18 protein-coding genes (1 of these 18 only partly in view) are annotated in these 16,431 nt (G+C 45.8%); 2 read left to right on the top strand and 16 right to left on the bottom strand.

The genetic code is table 11. The annotated features are described in order from the left end of the window. The 7 genes from tsaD to ACIRUQ_RS15235 form a co-directional block, all read right to left on the bottom strand. Positions 1-529 carry the 5' portion of a tRNA (adenosine(37)-N6)-threonylcarbamoyltransferase complex transferase subunit TsaD gene (tsaD, locus tag ACIRUQ_RS15265; RefSeq protein WP_055290327.1) on the bottom strand. It extends 497 nt beyond the left edge of the window, so 529 of the gene's 1,026 nt are visible here — the first part of the coding sequence; its start codon is at positions 527-529; its stop codon lies off the left edge, out of view. A 98-nt stretch (positions 530-627) separates the two neighbouring features. After that, positions 628-1,539: a ribonuclease Z gene (locus tag ACIRUQ_RS15260; protein ID WP_055290328.1), complete on the bottom strand. Its 912-nt coding sequence runs from the start codon at positions 1,537-1,539 to the stop codon at positions 628-630. Then, the gene (locus tag ACIRUQ_RS15255) at positions 1,533-1,763 is read right to left on the bottom strand and encodes a hypothetical protein (RefSeq protein ID WP_021740678.1); all 231 of its coding nucleotides are present in this window, start codon (positions 1,761-1,763) and stop codon (positions 1,533-1,535) included. Before ACIRUQ_RS15255 ends, ACIRUQ_RS15260 begins: the two co-directional genes overlap by 7 nt. After that, positions 1,760-2,311 carry a ribosomal protein S18-alanine N-acetyltransferase gene (gene rimI / locus ACIRUQ_RS15250; protein ID WP_242853607.1) on the bottom strand — a complete coding sequence of 184 codons (552 nt, stop codon included), beginning with the start codon at positions 2,309-2,311 and terminating at the stop codon, positions 1,760-1,762. Before rimI ends, ACIRUQ_RS15255 begins: the two co-directional genes overlap by 4 nt. A 1-nt stretch (position 2,312) precedes the next feature. Further along, positions 2,313-3,032: a tRNA (adenosine(37)-N6)-threonylcarbamoyltransferase complex dimerization subunit type 1 TsaB gene (gene tsaB / locus ACIRUQ_RS15245; protein WP_055290329.1), complete on the bottom strand. Its 720-nt coding sequence runs from the start codon at positions 3,030-3,032 to the stop codon at positions 2,313-2,315. Beyond that, the gene (gene tsaE / locus ACIRUQ_RS15240) at positions 3,029-3,463 is read right to left on the bottom strand and encodes a tRNA (adenosine(37)-N6)-threonylcarbamoyltransferase complex ATPase subunit type 1 TsaE (protein WP_021740675.1); all 435 of its coding nucleotides are present in this window, start codon (positions 3,461-3,463) and stop codon (positions 3,029-3,031) included. Before tsaE ends, tsaB begins: the two co-directional genes overlap by 4 nt. A gap of 21 nt (positions 3,464-3,484) precedes the next feature. Next, positions 3,485-5,638, bottom strand: coding sequence for a Tex family protein (locus tag ACIRUQ_RS15235; protein WP_021740674.1), 2,154 nt, complete (start codon positions 5,636-5,638; stop codon positions 3,485-3,487). A 106-nt stretch (positions 5,639-5,744) separates the two neighbouring features. Here ACIRUQ_RS15235 and ACIRUQ_RS15230 point away from each other — a divergent pair, with 106 nt between their 5' ends. Beyond that, entirely contained in the window at positions 5,745-6,227 is a 483-nt protein-coding gene (locus ACIRUQ_RS15230) for a DUF4190 domain-containing protein (protein WP_021740673.1), read from the top strand. On the opposite strand, the gene ACIRUQ_RS15225 is transcribed toward ACIRUQ_RS15230, so the two are convergent. After that, positions 6,222-6,659 (bottom strand): DUF2752 domain-containing protein, encoded by a 438-nt coding sequence (locus tag ACIRUQ_RS15225; RefSeq protein ID WP_070103966.1) that lies wholly within the window; start codon positions 6,657-6,659, stop codon positions 6,222-6,224. The two genes, ACIRUQ_RS15230 and ACIRUQ_RS15225, sit on opposite strands and share 6 nt — an antisense overlap. 55 nt (positions 6,660-6,714) lie before the next feature. On the opposite strand from ACIRUQ_RS15225, the gene ACIRUQ_RS15220 reads away from it, so the two are divergent. Further along, positions 6,715-7,452, top strand: a complete 738-nt coding sequence (locus ACIRUQ_RS15220) for a DUF975 family protein (RefSeq protein WP_021740671.1) — start codon at positions 6,715-6,717, stop codon at positions 7,450-7,452. A 160-nt stretch (positions 7,453-7,612) separates the two neighbouring features. Here ACIRUQ_RS15220 and ACIRUQ_RS15215 read toward each other — a convergent pair whose 3' ends face one another. The 8 genes from ACIRUQ_RS15215 to prfB all read right to left on the bottom strand — a co-directional run bounded on the left by ACIRUQ_RS15215 (position 7,613) and on the right by prfB (position 16,352). Next, positions 7,613-8,818, bottom strand: coding sequence for an aspartate kinase (locus ACIRUQ_RS15215; protein ID WP_022035981.1), 1,206 nt, complete (start codon positions 8,816-8,818; stop codon positions 7,613-7,615). Further along, positions 8,812-10,023, bottom strand: a complete 1,212-nt coding sequence (locus ACIRUQ_RS15210; protein ID WP_021740669.1) for a cofactor-independent phosphoglycerate mutase — start codon at positions 10,021-10,023, stop codon at positions 8,812-8,814. Before ACIRUQ_RS15210 ends, ACIRUQ_RS15215 begins: the two co-directional genes overlap by 7 nt. Positions 10,024-10,107: 84 nt before the next feature. Further along, a complete protein-coding gene (locus ACIRUQ_RS15205) occupies positions 10,108-11,310 on the bottom strand; it encodes a homoserine dehydrogenase (protein WP_022035982.1) in 1,203 nt (400 codons plus the stop codon). Between the two features lie 6 nt (positions 11,311-11,316). Continuing rightward, positions 11,317-11,760: an ACT domain-containing protein gene (locus ACIRUQ_RS15200; protein ID WP_021740667.1), complete on the bottom strand. Its 444-nt coding sequence runs from the start codon at positions 11,758-11,760 to the stop codon at positions 11,317-11,319. Between the two features lie 228 nt (positions 11,761-11,988). Then, positions 11,989-12,831, bottom strand: a complete 843-nt coding sequence (locus ACIRUQ_RS15195) for a TPM domain-containing protein (RefSeq protein WP_055290330.1) — start codon at positions 12,829-12,831, stop codon at positions 11,989-11,991. A gap of 21 nt (positions 12,832-12,852) precedes the next feature. Further along, the gene (locus ACIRUQ_RS15190) at positions 12,853-13,941 is read right to left on the bottom strand and encodes a TFIIB-type zinc ribbon-containing protein (protein ID WP_055290331.1); all 1,089 of its coding nucleotides are present in this window, start codon (positions 13,939-13,941) and stop codon (positions 12,853-12,855) included. A 10-nt stretch (positions 13,942-13,951) separates the two neighbouring features. Beyond that, positions 13,952-15,211 (bottom strand): SPFH domain-containing protein, encoded by a 1,260-nt coding sequence (locus tag ACIRUQ_RS15185; RefSeq protein WP_022035985.1) that lies wholly within the window; start codon positions 15,209-15,211, stop codon positions 13,952-13,954. A 15-nt stretch (positions 15,212-15,226) separates the two neighbouring features. Further along, a protein-coding gene (gene prfB / locus ACIRUQ_RS15180) for a peptide chain release factor 2 (protein ID WP_129900300.1) occupies positions 15,227-16,352 on the bottom strand; the annotation gives its coding sequence in 2 pieces (ribosomal slippage) (positions 15,227-16,276 and positions 16,278-16,352; 1,125 coding nt in all). Positions 16,353-16,431 lie beyond the last annotated feature (79 nt).

Below are 16,431 nucleotides of genomic sequence, written 5' to 3'. Positions count from 1 at the left end.
CACGGGCCACTTTGTCAAAAGCCTCTCCGGCCGCATCATCTCTGGTTCTGCCAAGAATCTCATATTTACCATAATCTGATACTTTTACAAGGTGGGTATGACCGCCGGATACCACCAAACACAAAAATGGCGGCTCCAGATCTTTATTTTCTATATAATTGGCACTGATATGTCCCTCAATGTGATGAACACCAACCAGTGGGATTTTTTTCGCATAGCTGATTGCCTTTGCTGCCGCCACACCTACCAGAAGAGCCCCCACCAGCCCTGGTCCATAGGTGACACCGATAGCATCAATGTCATCCAGGCTCACATGTGCTTCATCCAGTGCTTCCTGAATGACCTGATTAATCTTTTCAATGTGCTTTCTGGATGCAATCTCCGGAACTACACCTCCATATAATGTATGTAATGCAATCTGTGATGAAATCACATTGGACAATACTTCTCTGCCATTTTTGACTACAGCAGCCGCTGTCTCATCACAGGAGCTTTCTATTGCAAGAATCAAAATATCTTTTTCTGCCATAATATTCTCCCATCTGCCGCATCTGATACGACACTTTTATCTGTTTATCCTTTTATCTGTTTATCTAACAGACGCCCTGTCTCTCCATCTGACCATGATCAGTTTTCTTCAAATTCCAGTTCTATGCTGCGGCCGTCTTTTCCAAGGGATGCCTCCGGAAAAATTTTGCGCACTTCGTCCATATAGCTTTCTGCTTTCGTCAGGGATGGGCTGAAATGGGTCAGCCACATAGCTCTGGCTTCTGCACTTTTTGCCAGATTTGCAGCCTCATAAAAAGTCATATGCTTGTACTGACGAGCCTTTGCCTCTTTCTCTTTCTCTGCATACATGCCCTCACAGATAAAGAGATCCGCCTGCTTCGCACATTCTGCGATTACCGGTACCGGGCGCGTATCGGTACAGTACGTCAGCTTGATTCCTTTTCGCTGCGGACCAAGAACCATATCCGGTGTCAAGACGCGGCCTCCATCCTCAATCACCTCACCCTTCTGCAGACGGCTCCAGTATTTCTGCGGAATCTCCTGGTCACGGGCGCGTTCTACATCAAATCTGCCCTGCCGTTTGATCTCCAGCGTATAACCATAACAAAGTACATTATGGTTTACCCGGAACGCATGGATGCAGTATCCATTCATCTCAAAATCCTGTTCACGCTCCGTAATCTCATGATATTCGATTGAGAACGGCAGTTCCGGTGCGATGATCCGCAATGCGTTTACCACACGTTCCAATCCTTTCGGACCGATCATGTGAACCGGTCTGGTACGCTCTGCATTTCCAAGGGTCAGCAAAAGACCCGGCAGTCCGCTGATATGGTCTGCATGATAATGAGTAAAACAGATCACATCCAGGTCATGTACACTCCAGCCTTTTTCCCGGATTGCCACCTGCGTGCCCTCACCGCAGTCAATGAGCAGATTACTTCCATTATATCGCGTCATCAACGCAGTTAATTTTCGGTACGGAAGCGGCATCATACCACCGGTACCAAGTAAACATACATCTAACATTCAAATATTTCCGTCCTTTCCACGGTTTGCGGCGGAATCCGAAACTGTGCGATCCACTGTTCCATGCAAAATTCACAGATATCCGCCGTCTGCCTGGTTCCATCTTTGCCGGAAAAATATCCCCAGGTCTTCTCAAAGTGAAAAAAGTCTTCCGTTTCCCGGCTATATCCCTCCGGAATCTTTTTTCCACAGCAATTACAATATAATATACCTGCCTCTCTCACGCTTTTATCCTCCGTGTCAGATCACAACACATGACAATGGCATGCTCTGTCGGTTTTCGATAAAAATTCTTGCGAAGCCCACAGGACTCAAATCCATGTTTCTCATACAGCTGCTGTGCGGGAATGTTGCTCTGTCGCACTTCCAGATAGATTTTCTCTGCTCCACGCTTCTGTGCTTCCATAAAAACAGTATCTAAAATAGCATCTGCAATCCCTTGTTTTCGACACTCCGGCCGCACAGCCACATTTGTAATCTCTCCTTCATCCAGAGACAGATAAATGCCACAATATCCCACCGGAACCTGCTGTGTATCCTCTGCCACCATCATCAATGCCTCCGGCTGTTTCAGAGCATCTGAAAATGCCTGCTCACTCCACGGTTCTGAGAAACATTCCGCTTCGAGAAGTGCCACCGAAGGAACATCCTCCGGCCGCATCTCACGAACTATCCGTTTTTCTTCTCCAGTCTTCATACTTTTGGAAACGTCCTCATCACATTTCAACGTATTTTCTTCGCATTTTTCCATATTTTTCAAAATGTTACTCATACTATGCCCCGGTATGCTGCTTTTCTAACATTTCCTGACGTTCCCGCTCTGCCTGGGACAGACGCAGATAGTCCGGACAGTGTTCTGCCGCTGTCTCAAATCTGCCTTCTTTTGCATACTGAAGGCCCAGCCATGCCACAGCACCCGCACGCTGCTTGTTCATATGTGCCGGTGCATAATCATGCTGCACCTGACAGTTTTCTTCTATATAGTCGCGGAATACCGCCACACCGTCACCCAAAAAGATCACCGGTTTTCCGATCTCATTAATCTGTGCCACGATATCGCTGATGCCGACGGCACATTGCTGCTGAATGGTCTGCAGCTCTCCGTTTTTAAATTTATAAATACCGGTATAGGTCTGCCGGCGTCTCGCATCCATCAATGGACAGATCAGTGCCTGATGTCCCCAAAGGTTGCAGGCAAGGGCGTCCACAGTCGGAATATGGATCAGTGGTTTATCCAAGGCCAGCCCCAGCCCTTTGGCAGTTGCAGAACCGATACGAAGTCCGGTAAAAGATCCCGGTCCTGCTGCTACTGCAATGGCATCAATGCTGTTCAGATCCAGATCGATCATTTTTGCCACTTCATCCAACATCGGAAGCAGTGTCTGTGAATGCGTTTTTTTATAATTTACCGTATACTCGCCCAGCATGTTGTCATCTTCCACAAGAGCCACACTGGCTACGAGTCCGGAACTGTCTAAGGCTAAAATTTTCATGCGCGATGCACCTCCCTGATGGTTATTGTACGATAGTCAAAGCCTTTTTCCAGATCTTTTTCAATCTGTACTTCCTGGTAATCCTGTGGCAGAATCTCTTCGATCAGGTTCGCCCACTCGATCATGGTGACACCGCTGCCATAGAAATAATCCTCATAACCGATCTCATCCATCTCCTCGATATCACCAATCCGATATACATCAAAATGATAAAACGGAAGTCTTCCTTCCTCATACACCTGCACAATGGTAAAGGTCGGGCTGCTGATGGGTTCTGTAATCCCGAGTCCATCTGCAAATCCCTGGGTAAATACCGTTTTTCCCACACCGAGATCACCGATCAATGTCAGAACATCCCCCGGTTTTGCTTCACTGCCCAGCTTTTTTCCCAATGCATAGGTCTCTTCTGCTGAAAATGTCTCTATCTTCATATATCTGTTTCCTCGTCTGATTTATTTATCTGCTTTTATCTTCATAGTCAGTGCAATCCGTTTCTTTGCCACATCCACGCTAATCACCTGAACATCTACGATATCACCGACGGATACTGCTTCCAGCGGATGTTTGATAAAACGGTCACAGATCTGTGAAATATGCACCAGACCGTCCTGATGAACACCTATATCTACGAATGCGCCAAAATCAATGACATTCCGCACCGTTCCCTTTAAGATCATTCCCGGTTTCAGGTCTTTCATCTCAAGGACATCCGTGCGCAGGATTGGTTTTGGCATGTCCTCACGCGGATCTCTGCCTGGTTTTTCCAGTTCCCCGACAATATCCCGCAGAGTCAGTTCACCGGTTCCAAGCTCCTCCGCCAGTTTTTTATAATCACGGATTTTTTTATGCAGTCCCGGAACTGCACCTTTTTTCAGTTCATCTTTCGAGTAACCAAGCTGTTTTAACAATGCTTCTGCCACTCCATAGCTCTCCGGATGGACGCTTGTGGCATCCAGCGGCTGCGTGCTCTCACTGATGCGCAGGAATCCCGCACACTGCTCAAAAGCCTTCGGTCCCAGTTTTGCTACTTTCAACAATTCTTTTCGATTCTTAAATATACCATTTTCTTCCCGGTATGCAACAATATTTTTTGCAATTGTTTTGTTAATGCCGGATACATGCTCCAACAATGGCACAGATGCAGTGTTCAGATCCACACCTACTTTATTGACACAGTCTTCCACAACGCCTTCCAGTGCCTCACTCAGACGCTTCTGGTTCATATCATGCTGATACTGGCCAACACCAATGGATTTTGGATCGATCTTTACCAATTCTGCCAGCGGATCCTGCAGTCTCCGGGCAATAGATGCGGCACTTCGCTGTCCTACGTCAAAATTCGGAAATTCTTCCGTAGCAAGCTTGCTGGCTGAATATACGCTGGCCCCTGCCTCATTTACGATCACATACTGTACCGGAGTTGAGAGTTCCTTCAACAGTTCCACAATCACCTGCTCTGATTCTCTGGAAGCAGTTCCGTTTCCTACCGAAATCAGGGTAATATGATATTTTGCGATCAGTTTTTTCAAAACAGCCTTCGCCTCTGCAACTTTGTTCTGTGGTGCTGTCGGGAAGATCACTACGGTGTCCAGCACTTTTCCCGTGGCATCTACCACAGCAAGTTTACACCCGGTACGGAACGCCGGATCCCAGCCAAGTACTACCTGACCGCGGATTGGCGGCTGCATCAGCAGCTGCTCCAGATTTTTTCCAAAGACACGGATCGCACCCTCCTGTGCGGACTCTGTCAGTGCATTGCGGATTTCCCGTTCAATAGCCGGTGCGATCAGTCGCTCATAACTGTCTGCCACAGCCGCTTTTAAATATGGTGTTGTATATGGATTATCCCTGTGCAGCGTTTTTTTCTCCAGATAACGGATGATCTCATCCTCCGGAGCCTCCAGTTTTACCGTCAGCACTTTTTCCTTTTCTCCACGATTTAATGCCAGAATCCGATGTCCGGCCAGTTTTGCCACAGGCTCTTCAAAATCATAATACATCTCGTATACAGATTCTGTCTCTTTATCCTTCGCACCGGAAGTCAGAGTACCTTTTTTCATAGTTTTCTCACGGATATAGCTCCGATAATCTGCCTCATCCGCGATAGCCTCCGCTACAATGTCCATGGCTCCCTGAAGTGCATCCTCCGCCGTCGCCACACCTTTTTCCTCTGAAATGTAGCCTGCGGCCTCTTCCAGCGCCGGATGATCCAGCTGCTGCAGTAACAATACGTTCGCCAGCGGTTCCAGTCCACGCTCCTTGGCAATGGTGGCACGAGTGCGGCGTTTCGGGCGATACGGGCGATACAGATCATCCACTGCCACCAGTGTCTCCGCTGCCAGAATTTGCTGTTTTAATGCATCCGTCAGCTTACCCTGTTCCTCAATGGAAGAAATGACCTGTTCCTTCTTTTCCTCCAGGTTTCGCAGGTAATTCAACCGTTCATATAGATTTCTGAGCACTTCATCGTTCAGTGCTCCGGTTGCTTCCTTTCGATAACGGGAAATAAACGGAATCGTATTACCCTCATCGATTAATTTGACAGCTGCCTGTGCCTGTCCCGGTCGTATCTGTAATTCTTCTGCAAGTTTTCTGATAATATCCATATATCTAACTTTCCTTTCTTAAACGGCTATAGTGTATCATACATTCTTCCGGTTGTCATTTTCTGATGCACATGTTAGAATCATTGTCTAAAGGAGGCACAAAAACATGTATGAACAAAATGAAAATCCATGGAACGATCCTCAAGATTCGCAGAGTCAGCAGGAAATGTACCATCGCAATCCCGAACCGGGAAATGCATCCAACGGTTTGGCTGTCGCTGCCCTGATCTGTTCCGTTCTCAGTATTGTATCTGTTTGTTGTCTGTACGGTGCATTTGTCTTTGGCGGTCTTGCAATCATTTTTGCACTGCTTTCCAGAGGCGCCCGAAAAAAGACATACGGAGCTGCACACACCGCCCTGCTCATAGGAACTGCCGGTGTCCTGATCAGCGTAGTCATCACCATCGGAAGTTTCATTACTGTCAGCCGTCAGTATGGTGGTTTTGACAAATTTCTGGAGCGTTATACTTACACTCTGGAACAAAATTTCGGTATCGACCTGAATCCAGGCAGCGATAATTCCGGGACCGACAATGGTTCCAACGGAACTTCCATCTTTGACAATAATGGTTCCGGAGACTATTTATAAAAACGGTTCCACACCTGTTTTTATATAAAACAGATTTTTTACTACAAAATGAATGACCACAATAACAAGGGCGGCATACACCCATGTGTCACGGTATTTCATGCCGATGGGAAGCCGGTGTCCGCTGATGCGGTCTATCGTCTGGCTGATCATAAACCAGGCAAATACGACTGCTGCATAAAATATCATCGGAAAATCCACCGCACTCACGAAAATTTTCCCGGAAAGCAATGCCCGAAGACTTCGGGTTCCGCCGCATCCCGGGCAAAAATAACCCGTCAGCGTATAAAATACACACGGACGCGTTCCAAAGGACAGGACAAAATGCGGAAACAGCATCTTTTTTGCAATTTTCCACACACAAAGGATGAGCAAAAAAATCCATCCACAACGATATAATCTTGTCTCCAGCATTGGTTCTGATTCTTTCATTTTTGCTTTCTCCTTGTTCTCACACTATTTTAACAGATTGGAGCATGATATCAATATGAAATCTTTTGCAGATTTAAAAGCAAATGCCAGAAGTGCTTTGCTTGGACGTTACAGTGTGCTCATTGGTGCCGGCATTCTTGCCTGGCTCATTGCCGCACTGCTTGAAATTCCATTTTCCCGCATGCTGCAGGAAGGATTTTACTATATCCACATATTCCGGGTTATCTGGGCTTATGCCGGCATGCTGTTTGTCGGCCTGATCGGAGCGCTGTTCAATATCGGCATCACTCACATGCATATGGAATCAGCCAGAGACATCCGACCACAGTTTTCAGATCTTCTGTATCCATTTCGAAACCGACCGGACAAGTTTATCGGCTGTGAGCTTATCCTTATCCTGATTTCCTTTGTCTGCACACTTCCGGGAGCTGCTGTTTCCGCGATTGCAGCATTGCGCTCAGCCGTCCTGACATCGCTGGTACTCAGTTCTCAGCTGATCACCGGATTGATTCTGCTGGCTATCGGTTTCGTTGTCCAGCTCATACTTGGTCTGGCTTTTTCCCAAGCTACCTACCTGCTCCTCGATCATCCGGATTACCGGGTATTGGAAGCACTTCGCGAAAGTTTTCGCCTGATGAAAGGTCGTAAACTGCACTATTTTCTGCTGCAGCTTTCTTTCATCGGCTGGTGGCTGCTTGGTATTCTGACACTGGGTCTTGGTTTTTTGTGGATCATTCCTTATATGCTTCAGACAAATACCCAGTTCTATCTGAATCTGAAAGAGTTCTCATAACAAAGTTCTCATTCAGAACATATGCTATCGCACAAAAAAGCAGGATTACTTCTATCCAATGAAATAATCCTGCTTTTTCTATCCAAGTCGAACGCATGTAAGGCTTGGTGCCTGATTCTGATCAGCGAAAGCTGATATAATGAATAAAATCGGAACGCTATTAGTCCTCGATAAATCTGTCATGTGCTGCACGCATTGCTTTATCTACATCTTTCTCATCTACCAGAACCGTTACACGGATCTCAGATGTTCCGATCATACGGATGTTTACACCAATGTTATACAGCGCCTCAAACATACCTGCTGCTACGCCCGGATGTGTCTGCATTCCGGCTCCGACAATAGACAATTTCGCAACGGTCGGATCTGCTTCGATTTTCTGAGCTTTGATACGTGCATGGTTCTCCTCCAATGCTTTTACAGCCTCATCCATCTGATCACGGGATACGGTAAAGGAAATATCCTTTGTGCCATCACGACCGATCGACTGTAAAATGATATCTACATTAATATTTTTCTTTGCCAGAAGATCAAAGACCTTAAATGCCATTCCCGGCTCATCCTTAATACCAATAACTGCGATTCTCGCTGCATTTTTATCTACTGCTACGCCACTAACAAGCATGCCTTCCATTTCTGTTTCCTCCTTAACAATTGTTCCCTCTGCTCTGTTTAAACTTGAACGTACAACCAACTGCACACCATATTTTTTCGCAAGTTCAACAGAACGGTTGTGAAGAACTTTCGCTCCAAGTGTTGCCAATTCAAGCATCTCATCGTATGTAATTTCTTTCAATTTTTTTGCGTTTGGAACCACACGCGGATCTGCGGTGTATACACCCTCTACGTCTGTGTAGATCTCACAGGCATCTGCATGCAGTGCTGCTGCCAGGGCTACCGCTGTGGTATCAGAACCTCCACGTCCCAGTGTTGTGATATCGTCGTATTTATTGACTCCCTGGAAACCGGTAATGATAACAATTCTTCTCTGTTCCAGTTCATTGAAAATACGCTCGGTATCAATTCGTTTGAATTTTGCATTGCTGTACGCTGATGTTGTATGCATAACTACCTGAAATGCATTCAAAGATACGGCAGAAACGCCCAGAGACTGCATAGCCATGGACATTAATGCAACAGATGTCTGCTCTCCGGTTGCCAGGAGCATATCCATCTCTCTCTTGGAAGCTTTCGGATTGATGTCGCGTGCCATCTCAATGAGACGGTCTGTTGTCTTTCCCATTGCGGACAGAACAACAACCACATCATTTCCTGCTTCATAATCTTCGATACATCTCTTTGCTACATTAAAAATTCTTTCTTTATCAGCCACAGAACTGCCGCCGAATTTTTTTACAATTAGCATGTCTTCCTCCCAAATAAGTAATCTATGATTTCATGGCCACACGCCACGTAGTTTCCACTGGCCTCACCTTCAGCTTCATTGTACTTCCAGTCATGTTGCTGAGGTTTTGTGCTGTCATATAAAAGATACGGCACACTGTCAGATGAATGCGTCCGCATGCAGATTGGCGTAGGATGATCCGGAAGAACTAACATTCGAAAATCCTCTCCCGCTGCTTCAAGTCCTTCCTTCACTGGCTTGATAATCCGTGAATCCAGATATTCAATTGCCTTCACCTTACGCTCAACGCTGCCCTGATGACCCATCTCATCCGGAGCCTCAACGTGGATATACGCAAAATCATATCCCTCTTTGGTCAATACGTCAATTGCTGCCTGCGCTTTTCCTTCATAATTTGTATTCAGACCACCGTTTGCGCCCTCTACTTCCACGACTTTCATGGATGCACCTACGGCAATTCCTTTCAACAGATCTACGGCAGAGATCATCGCACCTTTCAGCTGTGTTTTCTCTTCAAAGGAAGAAAGAGCCGGCTTTGTACCCGCACCCCAGAACCAGCAGGAGTTTGCCGGATTCAGGCCGTTCTTCTTCCGTTCTACATTAATCGGATGGTTTACGAGAATATCATAACTTTTCCTCATCATCTCACGAAGTACAGCATCCTCCGGAAGATACTGTCCGATTGTCTGCCCCAGCACATCATGTGGCTGTGTCAGTTCAACCACTTCTCCCTTATCCCAGATCAACAAATGGCGGTAGCTGGTTCCCACATAAAACTTGTAAGTTTCATTCTCCAGCCCTTCCCGAACTGCATCTAACAAAACTGCTGCATCTGCAGTGCTGATCTCACCGGAACTGTGATCGATAATCGTACGTTCCTCATAATTCTCCTCTTCCTCAGACAAAGTCACCAGATTGCAGCGAAGTGCAATATCCGTATCCTTCATGTCAACGCCAATACTCAACGCTTCCAGTGGAGAACGTCCGGAATAATAAATTCTCGGATTATATCCAAGCACTGACAGGTTCGCGGTATCACTGCCCGGCTTCATGCCCTCCGGAATCGTATGAACCATTCCGATTTCTGATACTGCTGCCAGCTGATCCATCTCCGGCGTGTCTGCATAGGAAAGCGGGGTCTGATCACCAAGTTCCGCAATCGGACGGTCTGCCATTCCATCTCCTAAAACCACCACGTATTTCATCACTTTTTACCTCTGTTTACTTTTTTATTTTCTTATCAACAAACAATCTATCATCTCTGCATCTTTTTACGCAGTAATGATTCTTTATTTTACACGAATGGACTGAAGCACAGCACCGATCTGCCCCTCTGCTTTATCATATGCAGCCCCATCCATCTCGGCTGTTATAAATGCACACTCTCCGGTAACACCTTCTGCCTGTACATATTCCACTGCACCAAAAGCCTGCTCAATAGCAGCTTTCTCTGCTGTAGTACGGACAAAATATCTGTTTTTCAACTGTTTGTAATCAGCAAGTTCCAGTTTTTCCTCACGCCATTCCACCGGAATATTTTCATCCAGATGTCTTGCAATCTCAACAATATCACCCACAACAGCACTTGCGGTCGGAAGTTTGCCTGCTCCACTTCCGTAAAACATTGCATCGCCCAGTACATTGCCATGTACAAACACTGCATTGAATACATCATTGACATTGTACAGCGGATGTTCCGGTGCCAACATAAACGGTGCTACCAGTGCACAGTAACTGTCTCCGGTCTTGTAGCTGGAAGCAAGAAGTTTGATACTTCTTCCCAATGCTTTCGCATATTTGATATCGGTTGCTGTAATCTTTGTGATTCCTTCTGTATGGATGTCCTGGAAATCAACCTGCTGCCCACATACCAGAGATGTGAGAATCGCAATCTTTCTGCAGGCATCATGTCCCTCGATATCAGCGGTCGGATCTGCTTCTGCATATCCTTTCTGCTGTGCATCTTTCAGTACATCTTCGAACTCAGAACCTTCTGAAGACATTTTTGTCATCATATAGTTGGTTGTTCCGTTCAGAATGCCGGATACTTCCTCAATCACATCTGCTGTCAGGCAGGAATTTAACGGACGGATGATTGGAATACCGCCACCTACACTTGCCTCAAACATACAGTTCACATTTTTTTCCTTTGCAATGCGGATGAGCTCTGCACCTTTCTCTGCAATCAGTGCCTTGTTAGAAGTAGCAAAATGTTTACCACTCTCCAGCGCCTGTTTCGCAAATGTGTATGCCGGCTCCACACCACCCATGGCTTCCACCACGATTGCGATCTCCGGATCGTTTTTGATAACCGCATAATCATGTACGATCTTATCTTCCATCGGATCTCCCGGAAATTCACGCAGATCCAGGATATACTTGATAGATATTTCGTCTCCTACGCGCTTTGTGATACTCTCTTTGTTTACTTTTAATACTTCCGCCACACCGGAACCAATCGTACCGTAACCTAATACTGCAATCTGAATCATCGTTTGTCACTCCCTTGCTAATATTTTTAAATAATGAATGCCCTGTTGCTGCTCAATGGTATCTACCATCTGCGAGATATCACCAGTTTCATTTAACACATCCACGCTCAGTGTCAGTGAAGCAATTCCGTTGACCGGAATACTCTGATGAATCGTCAGGATATTGGCATGATAATCTGCCACGATCCGCAATACTACGGACAACAGTCCCGGTTCATCATCCAACTGAATCACCATGGTGATTGTCTTTCCCTTTGCATTATCATGAAATGGGAAAATATCATCTTTGTATTTATAAAAAGAACTCCGGCTGATGCCGACATTCTCTGCTGCCTCCTGTACGGAAACTGCCTTGCCTGAATCCAGCAAACGTTTTGCCTCTACTACCTTCAGTAAAACCTCCGGCACTGCTTTCTGCTTCAGAACAAAATATTTTGTTTTTTCTGCCATTGTGTCCCCCTTATGTGTGTTTCACAGAAATACATCTGTTTTCACAGTAAAGATATAGTATCATAATCAAATCTTGTATGCAACCCTGTTTTTTGTGTTTTTCAAGATACCAACGATGTCAGCACACGAAAAACTGCTCTTTTTTGATAAAAAATCCAACTTGATCATACAGATTGCTCCGTGCTTTGCACTCCCACAATCCTTCTGATAAAAAAAGACCGGGGATTCTTAAAATCCCCGGCCGCCGCCACCAAATGTGCGTCCGCCCGCACCCTGATGAACCGTGCTTGTATTTCCGCCATCACCATTTTTCGGTGGATCTTTCGGAATTTTTCTGCGCGTCACATATTGACGCACAAAATGATCTTCATTTGTACGCAGCTTTACTGTCGCATGTTCTCTGGCATTGTACCGGTATCTTCCAAATTTCAACCGGTATTTTCCGGTGATAAACAGGCAGAACCCCGCGCACACCACTCCTCCGATAACAATTGCCAGCAGGATATCCTTCAAATCCAGCAGCCGCACATTACTGCCGGATACATCCCGATAGATTCCCTGATCGGCATCATATACAGAAGAATGATCCGGCTTTCCTTCCTGATAAAAAGTCACAGTATCATTCAACATTGCAATCATCGCCTGATAATAATCTCCGTCTCCAGCATATACCGTGGCATCATCCAGTAATTCATTCAAACGTGTATCGCCGACATACTCATAAGCTTCGCCGCCAGTTGCAATATAAAACAAACGTGCATTCATATCCAGTACAAAAGCAATTCCGTTGTCTTTTTCTGTGTATTCATTAAATTTTTCTTCCGCATAACTCTGCGTCGATCCTACAGAACTGTCATTTACCGTCAAAAGCATAAGATCCCATCCGGTTTCTTCCTCTGCCACATTAACAGCTGCTGTAAGCTCTGAAATCTCACTGTCGGAAAACAATCCCGCATCATCATATACCTGACGCCCTGCTGCCTGTGCAGAAACTGCCGCACCCACGCTGAGCATAAGACATACTACGATTCCTGCCAGCCAGAGCAGCCACTGCTCTCTTCTTTTTGTCATTCTCATTTTCCTCTCCCAGAATCAGAATATAAAGTAGCCAAGCAACAGCATGATCACCAGTGCTATACCGCCACACAACGCACCAAACAGAAATACTTTTTTCCGGTCAACCGGAAGTTCTCCATACGTTTTTCCATTCTGACCATTCATGGAGTAATAATACATCTTCCCATTCATCCCTTTATAAGTCACAGTCCACACCGGAAGCAGCGTGTACTTCCACTGTTCCCGGATCGGTCTGATATGATCTGAAAGTATATGTACGCCGTTATATCCGTGAATCGTATCTTCCAGCAGATCTCTGGTGCAATTTTCCACTTCGCGATGTACTTCCTCCTCCAGTTCTTTCCGTTCAATATCACGTTTTTCCGCATAGAAACCGGACAGATATCCCATCCGGAATTCTGCTGCTTTGGAAAAATCATAAGGAAGTACACCTTCCGCCAGTAAATTATCGGTTTTTTTCAGTGCATGCTTGGTGATTTCCCGCAGTGACACATGGCCTTCCCGTTCCATACGATAAATTCTTGTCTCCGTAAATTCCTCATCTCCGGAAACCCACACCCGCACTTTATTTCCTTCTGCTGTCAGGCTTCCTTCCACCTCTGCATCACAGACCCAATATGGGAAATAAATGCCTGTCAGTTTTTCAATCTGATTTTTCTGAAAAAATGCATTCGGCACAAATTTCTTTTTCTGTACAAAATCAAGGAAATGTTCCTCTGCCTGTTTCCGGTCAATCTCAAATGGAATGATCTGATCCGGATGAAATGCTCCTGATAATTGTTCTGAGAGCAATACCGGATTGTGACAGTAATAACAAAATGTTGCTGCTGTCGTCTGATCGGTCACGATCTGTGCCCCACAGCTCGGACAGGTATACAGCACTGCCGCATCTTCAGCACCTGCTGTTCTTTGCTGTGTGTGATTGTCAGCGGTATCTTCACGCTCCTGCACCACATCGGATACCGCCTGTGTCGCTGCCTCTTCGGTACTGATCTCATCCAGAGCAAAATCAGAACCGCAATATTCACATTTATATTTCTGACTTTTCGGGTCAAAAATCAATTCGCCCCCACAATTCGGGCATTTCATACTGACTGTCGCCATATTCATCCTCTTATGCTTTCGGTTTTCCACATTCTGCACAGAATTTTCCGGTATTTACGGCTCCACAGGAACAGGTCCACGGTGCCGCCGGTGCCGGTTTTCCACATTCCGTACAGAATTTTCCGGTATTTTCTGTCCCACAGGAACAGGTCCACGCAGTCGGCATCGGTTTTCCACATTCCGCACAGAATTTTCCGGTATTTTCTGTTCCACAGGAACAGATCCATGTAGCAGCTGCCATGTCAGCCGTCCCGGCCGCCTGCGCATGCTGACGGTTCATCTCCATCTGACGGAGGTTTGCCTCAGAAGCTGCCCCCATTACACCGGATCCACCCTGCATACTCATCCCCATGCCCATAAAACCGGACACAGATCCTGCTGCATTGGAACCTGCTGCCTCCATGCCACGAGCCACAGATCCCTGCACATAACCTTCCCGTATTGTCGGATCAGAAAGCATAGCTCCCTGATTTCTCATATTGATGAGCTTAGTGGATTCCTCATCATAGGAAATGCTCGCAATTCCTACAGATGCAATCTCCACACCACGGTTCTGCTTCCACTCCTCATCCAGAATATCCGCCATGTATTTGCCAAGTTCCCGCCCTTTGGATGTAACAAAGGAAATCCGGATACCATCTGCAGACATCTGATTAATGGCAGACTGCAAGGCTTCCAGAAATTCATCCAGAAACTGCTCATTTACATCAGACACTTCCACCTGATCCATATTTCTCGGAATAACTTCCGCATAAAATCTCAATGGATCGGTAATACGAATAGAATAGGTTCCATGCGTCCGCAGAAACAGCTCTGCATTATAAAAGTTATCAAAATAGTTGATCGGATTTCTTGTACCGAATTTAATACCCTTGATTTCCTGCAAATTCAGGTAATACACCTTCTGCTCTGTAGGGGACTGACCACCATACTTCACACGCTCAAATGTCGCCTGCATCGCGCCGGAAAAATCTCCGTTAAACAGAGACGGTTCTGCAGCATTGTTCACTTCAAAGTAACCTGGCTCTGCGGTGTAATCAATGATTTTCCCTCCATCGGTCAGAACCATAAGCTGATTATCATATACATGGATCACTGATCCGTCAGAAATCACATGTCTGCTTCCTTTGCGGTTCTGTGATTTTCGATTCACCATAATGCCCGGTGTCATCAAGGTCTGTGCACCCATATCAGAAGGCTCAATGACTTCCAGCCACTGATCTGCCAACCCTGAACTGAGACTTTTTGCTGCTGCTCTGATAATACCCATGGTAATTTCTCCTCTTTATGCCTCCTGATCTTTTTTGCTCAATGTAATCCATTTCAGATATGCATTGATAAAAAGATCAATATTTCCATCCATGACACTGTCTACGTTTCCTGTCTCCGCATTGGTACGATGATCTTTCACCATTGTATACGGCTGCATAACGTAAGACCGGATCTGATTGCCCCAGCCGATCTCTGTGACATCGCCGCGAATGTCAGCTGCTTTCTCCGCATTTTCCTGCTGTTTCAACAGATACAGTTTTGCTTTCAACATCTGCATTGCCTTATCTTTATTCATATGCTGGGAACGCTCATTCTGGCACTGAACTACGATACCTGTCGGCAGATGCGTAATACGAATTGCAGATGAAGTCTTATTGATATGCTGTCCACCGGCTCCACTGGATCGGTAGGTATCGATGCGCAGATCATCTTCGTTGATCTCCACTTCCACATCTTCCTCGATATCCGGCATAACATCACAGGATACAAAGGATGTCTGCCGTTTTCCAGCCGCATTGAACGGGGAAATACGCACCAGTCTGTGGACCCCTTTCTCGGACTTCAGATAACCATAGGCATTCTCTCCGTGCACCTGGAATGTAACAGACTTAATGCCTGCTTCCTCACCGTCCAGATAATCCAGCACTTCCACTTCAAATCCTTTGGCAGATGCCCATCTGGTGTACATACGATACAGCATACTTGCCCAGTCACAGGACTCTGTTCCACCGGCACCTGCATGCAGGGTCACAATGGCATCGTCTCTGTCGTATTCACCGGACAACAATGTTTTCATACGAATATTTTCAAAACTTGCTTCAAACTCATCCAACAATTCCTGGATCTCCGGAATCACTTCCGGATCATTTTCCTCATATCCCATCTCGATCATAAGTTCCATATCTTCCATCTGGGATGTGAGCCGATGATAAATTTCCACATCATCTTTCTTACTTTTAAGCTCTTTCATAAGCTCCTGGGAACGCTCCGGATTGTTCCAAAAATCCGGCTCCTCCATTTTCCGCTCTAATTCCTGAATCCTCTGCTCTTTATTAGCGAGGTCAAAGTGAATCCCTTACTTCCTGGAGCGGGTGTCTGTATGCGTTCAATGTTGTTTTGAACTGGTCTAATTCAACCACCTGATCACCTCTTTCTCTTATTTTTTACGGAATACTACCGCACTTTTTTGTAAAATACACGCTCTGTTATATCTCACAT

The organism is Eubacterium ramulus (assembly GCF_045002895.1).
GTDB classification, from domain to species: Bacteria; Bacillota; Clostridia; order Lachnospirales; family Lachnospiraceae; genus Eubacterium_I; species Eubacterium_I ramulus.
The sequence above is the reverse complement of the archived record's forward strand: the minus strand, read 5'-3'. Positions and strand labels throughout refer to the sequence as shown.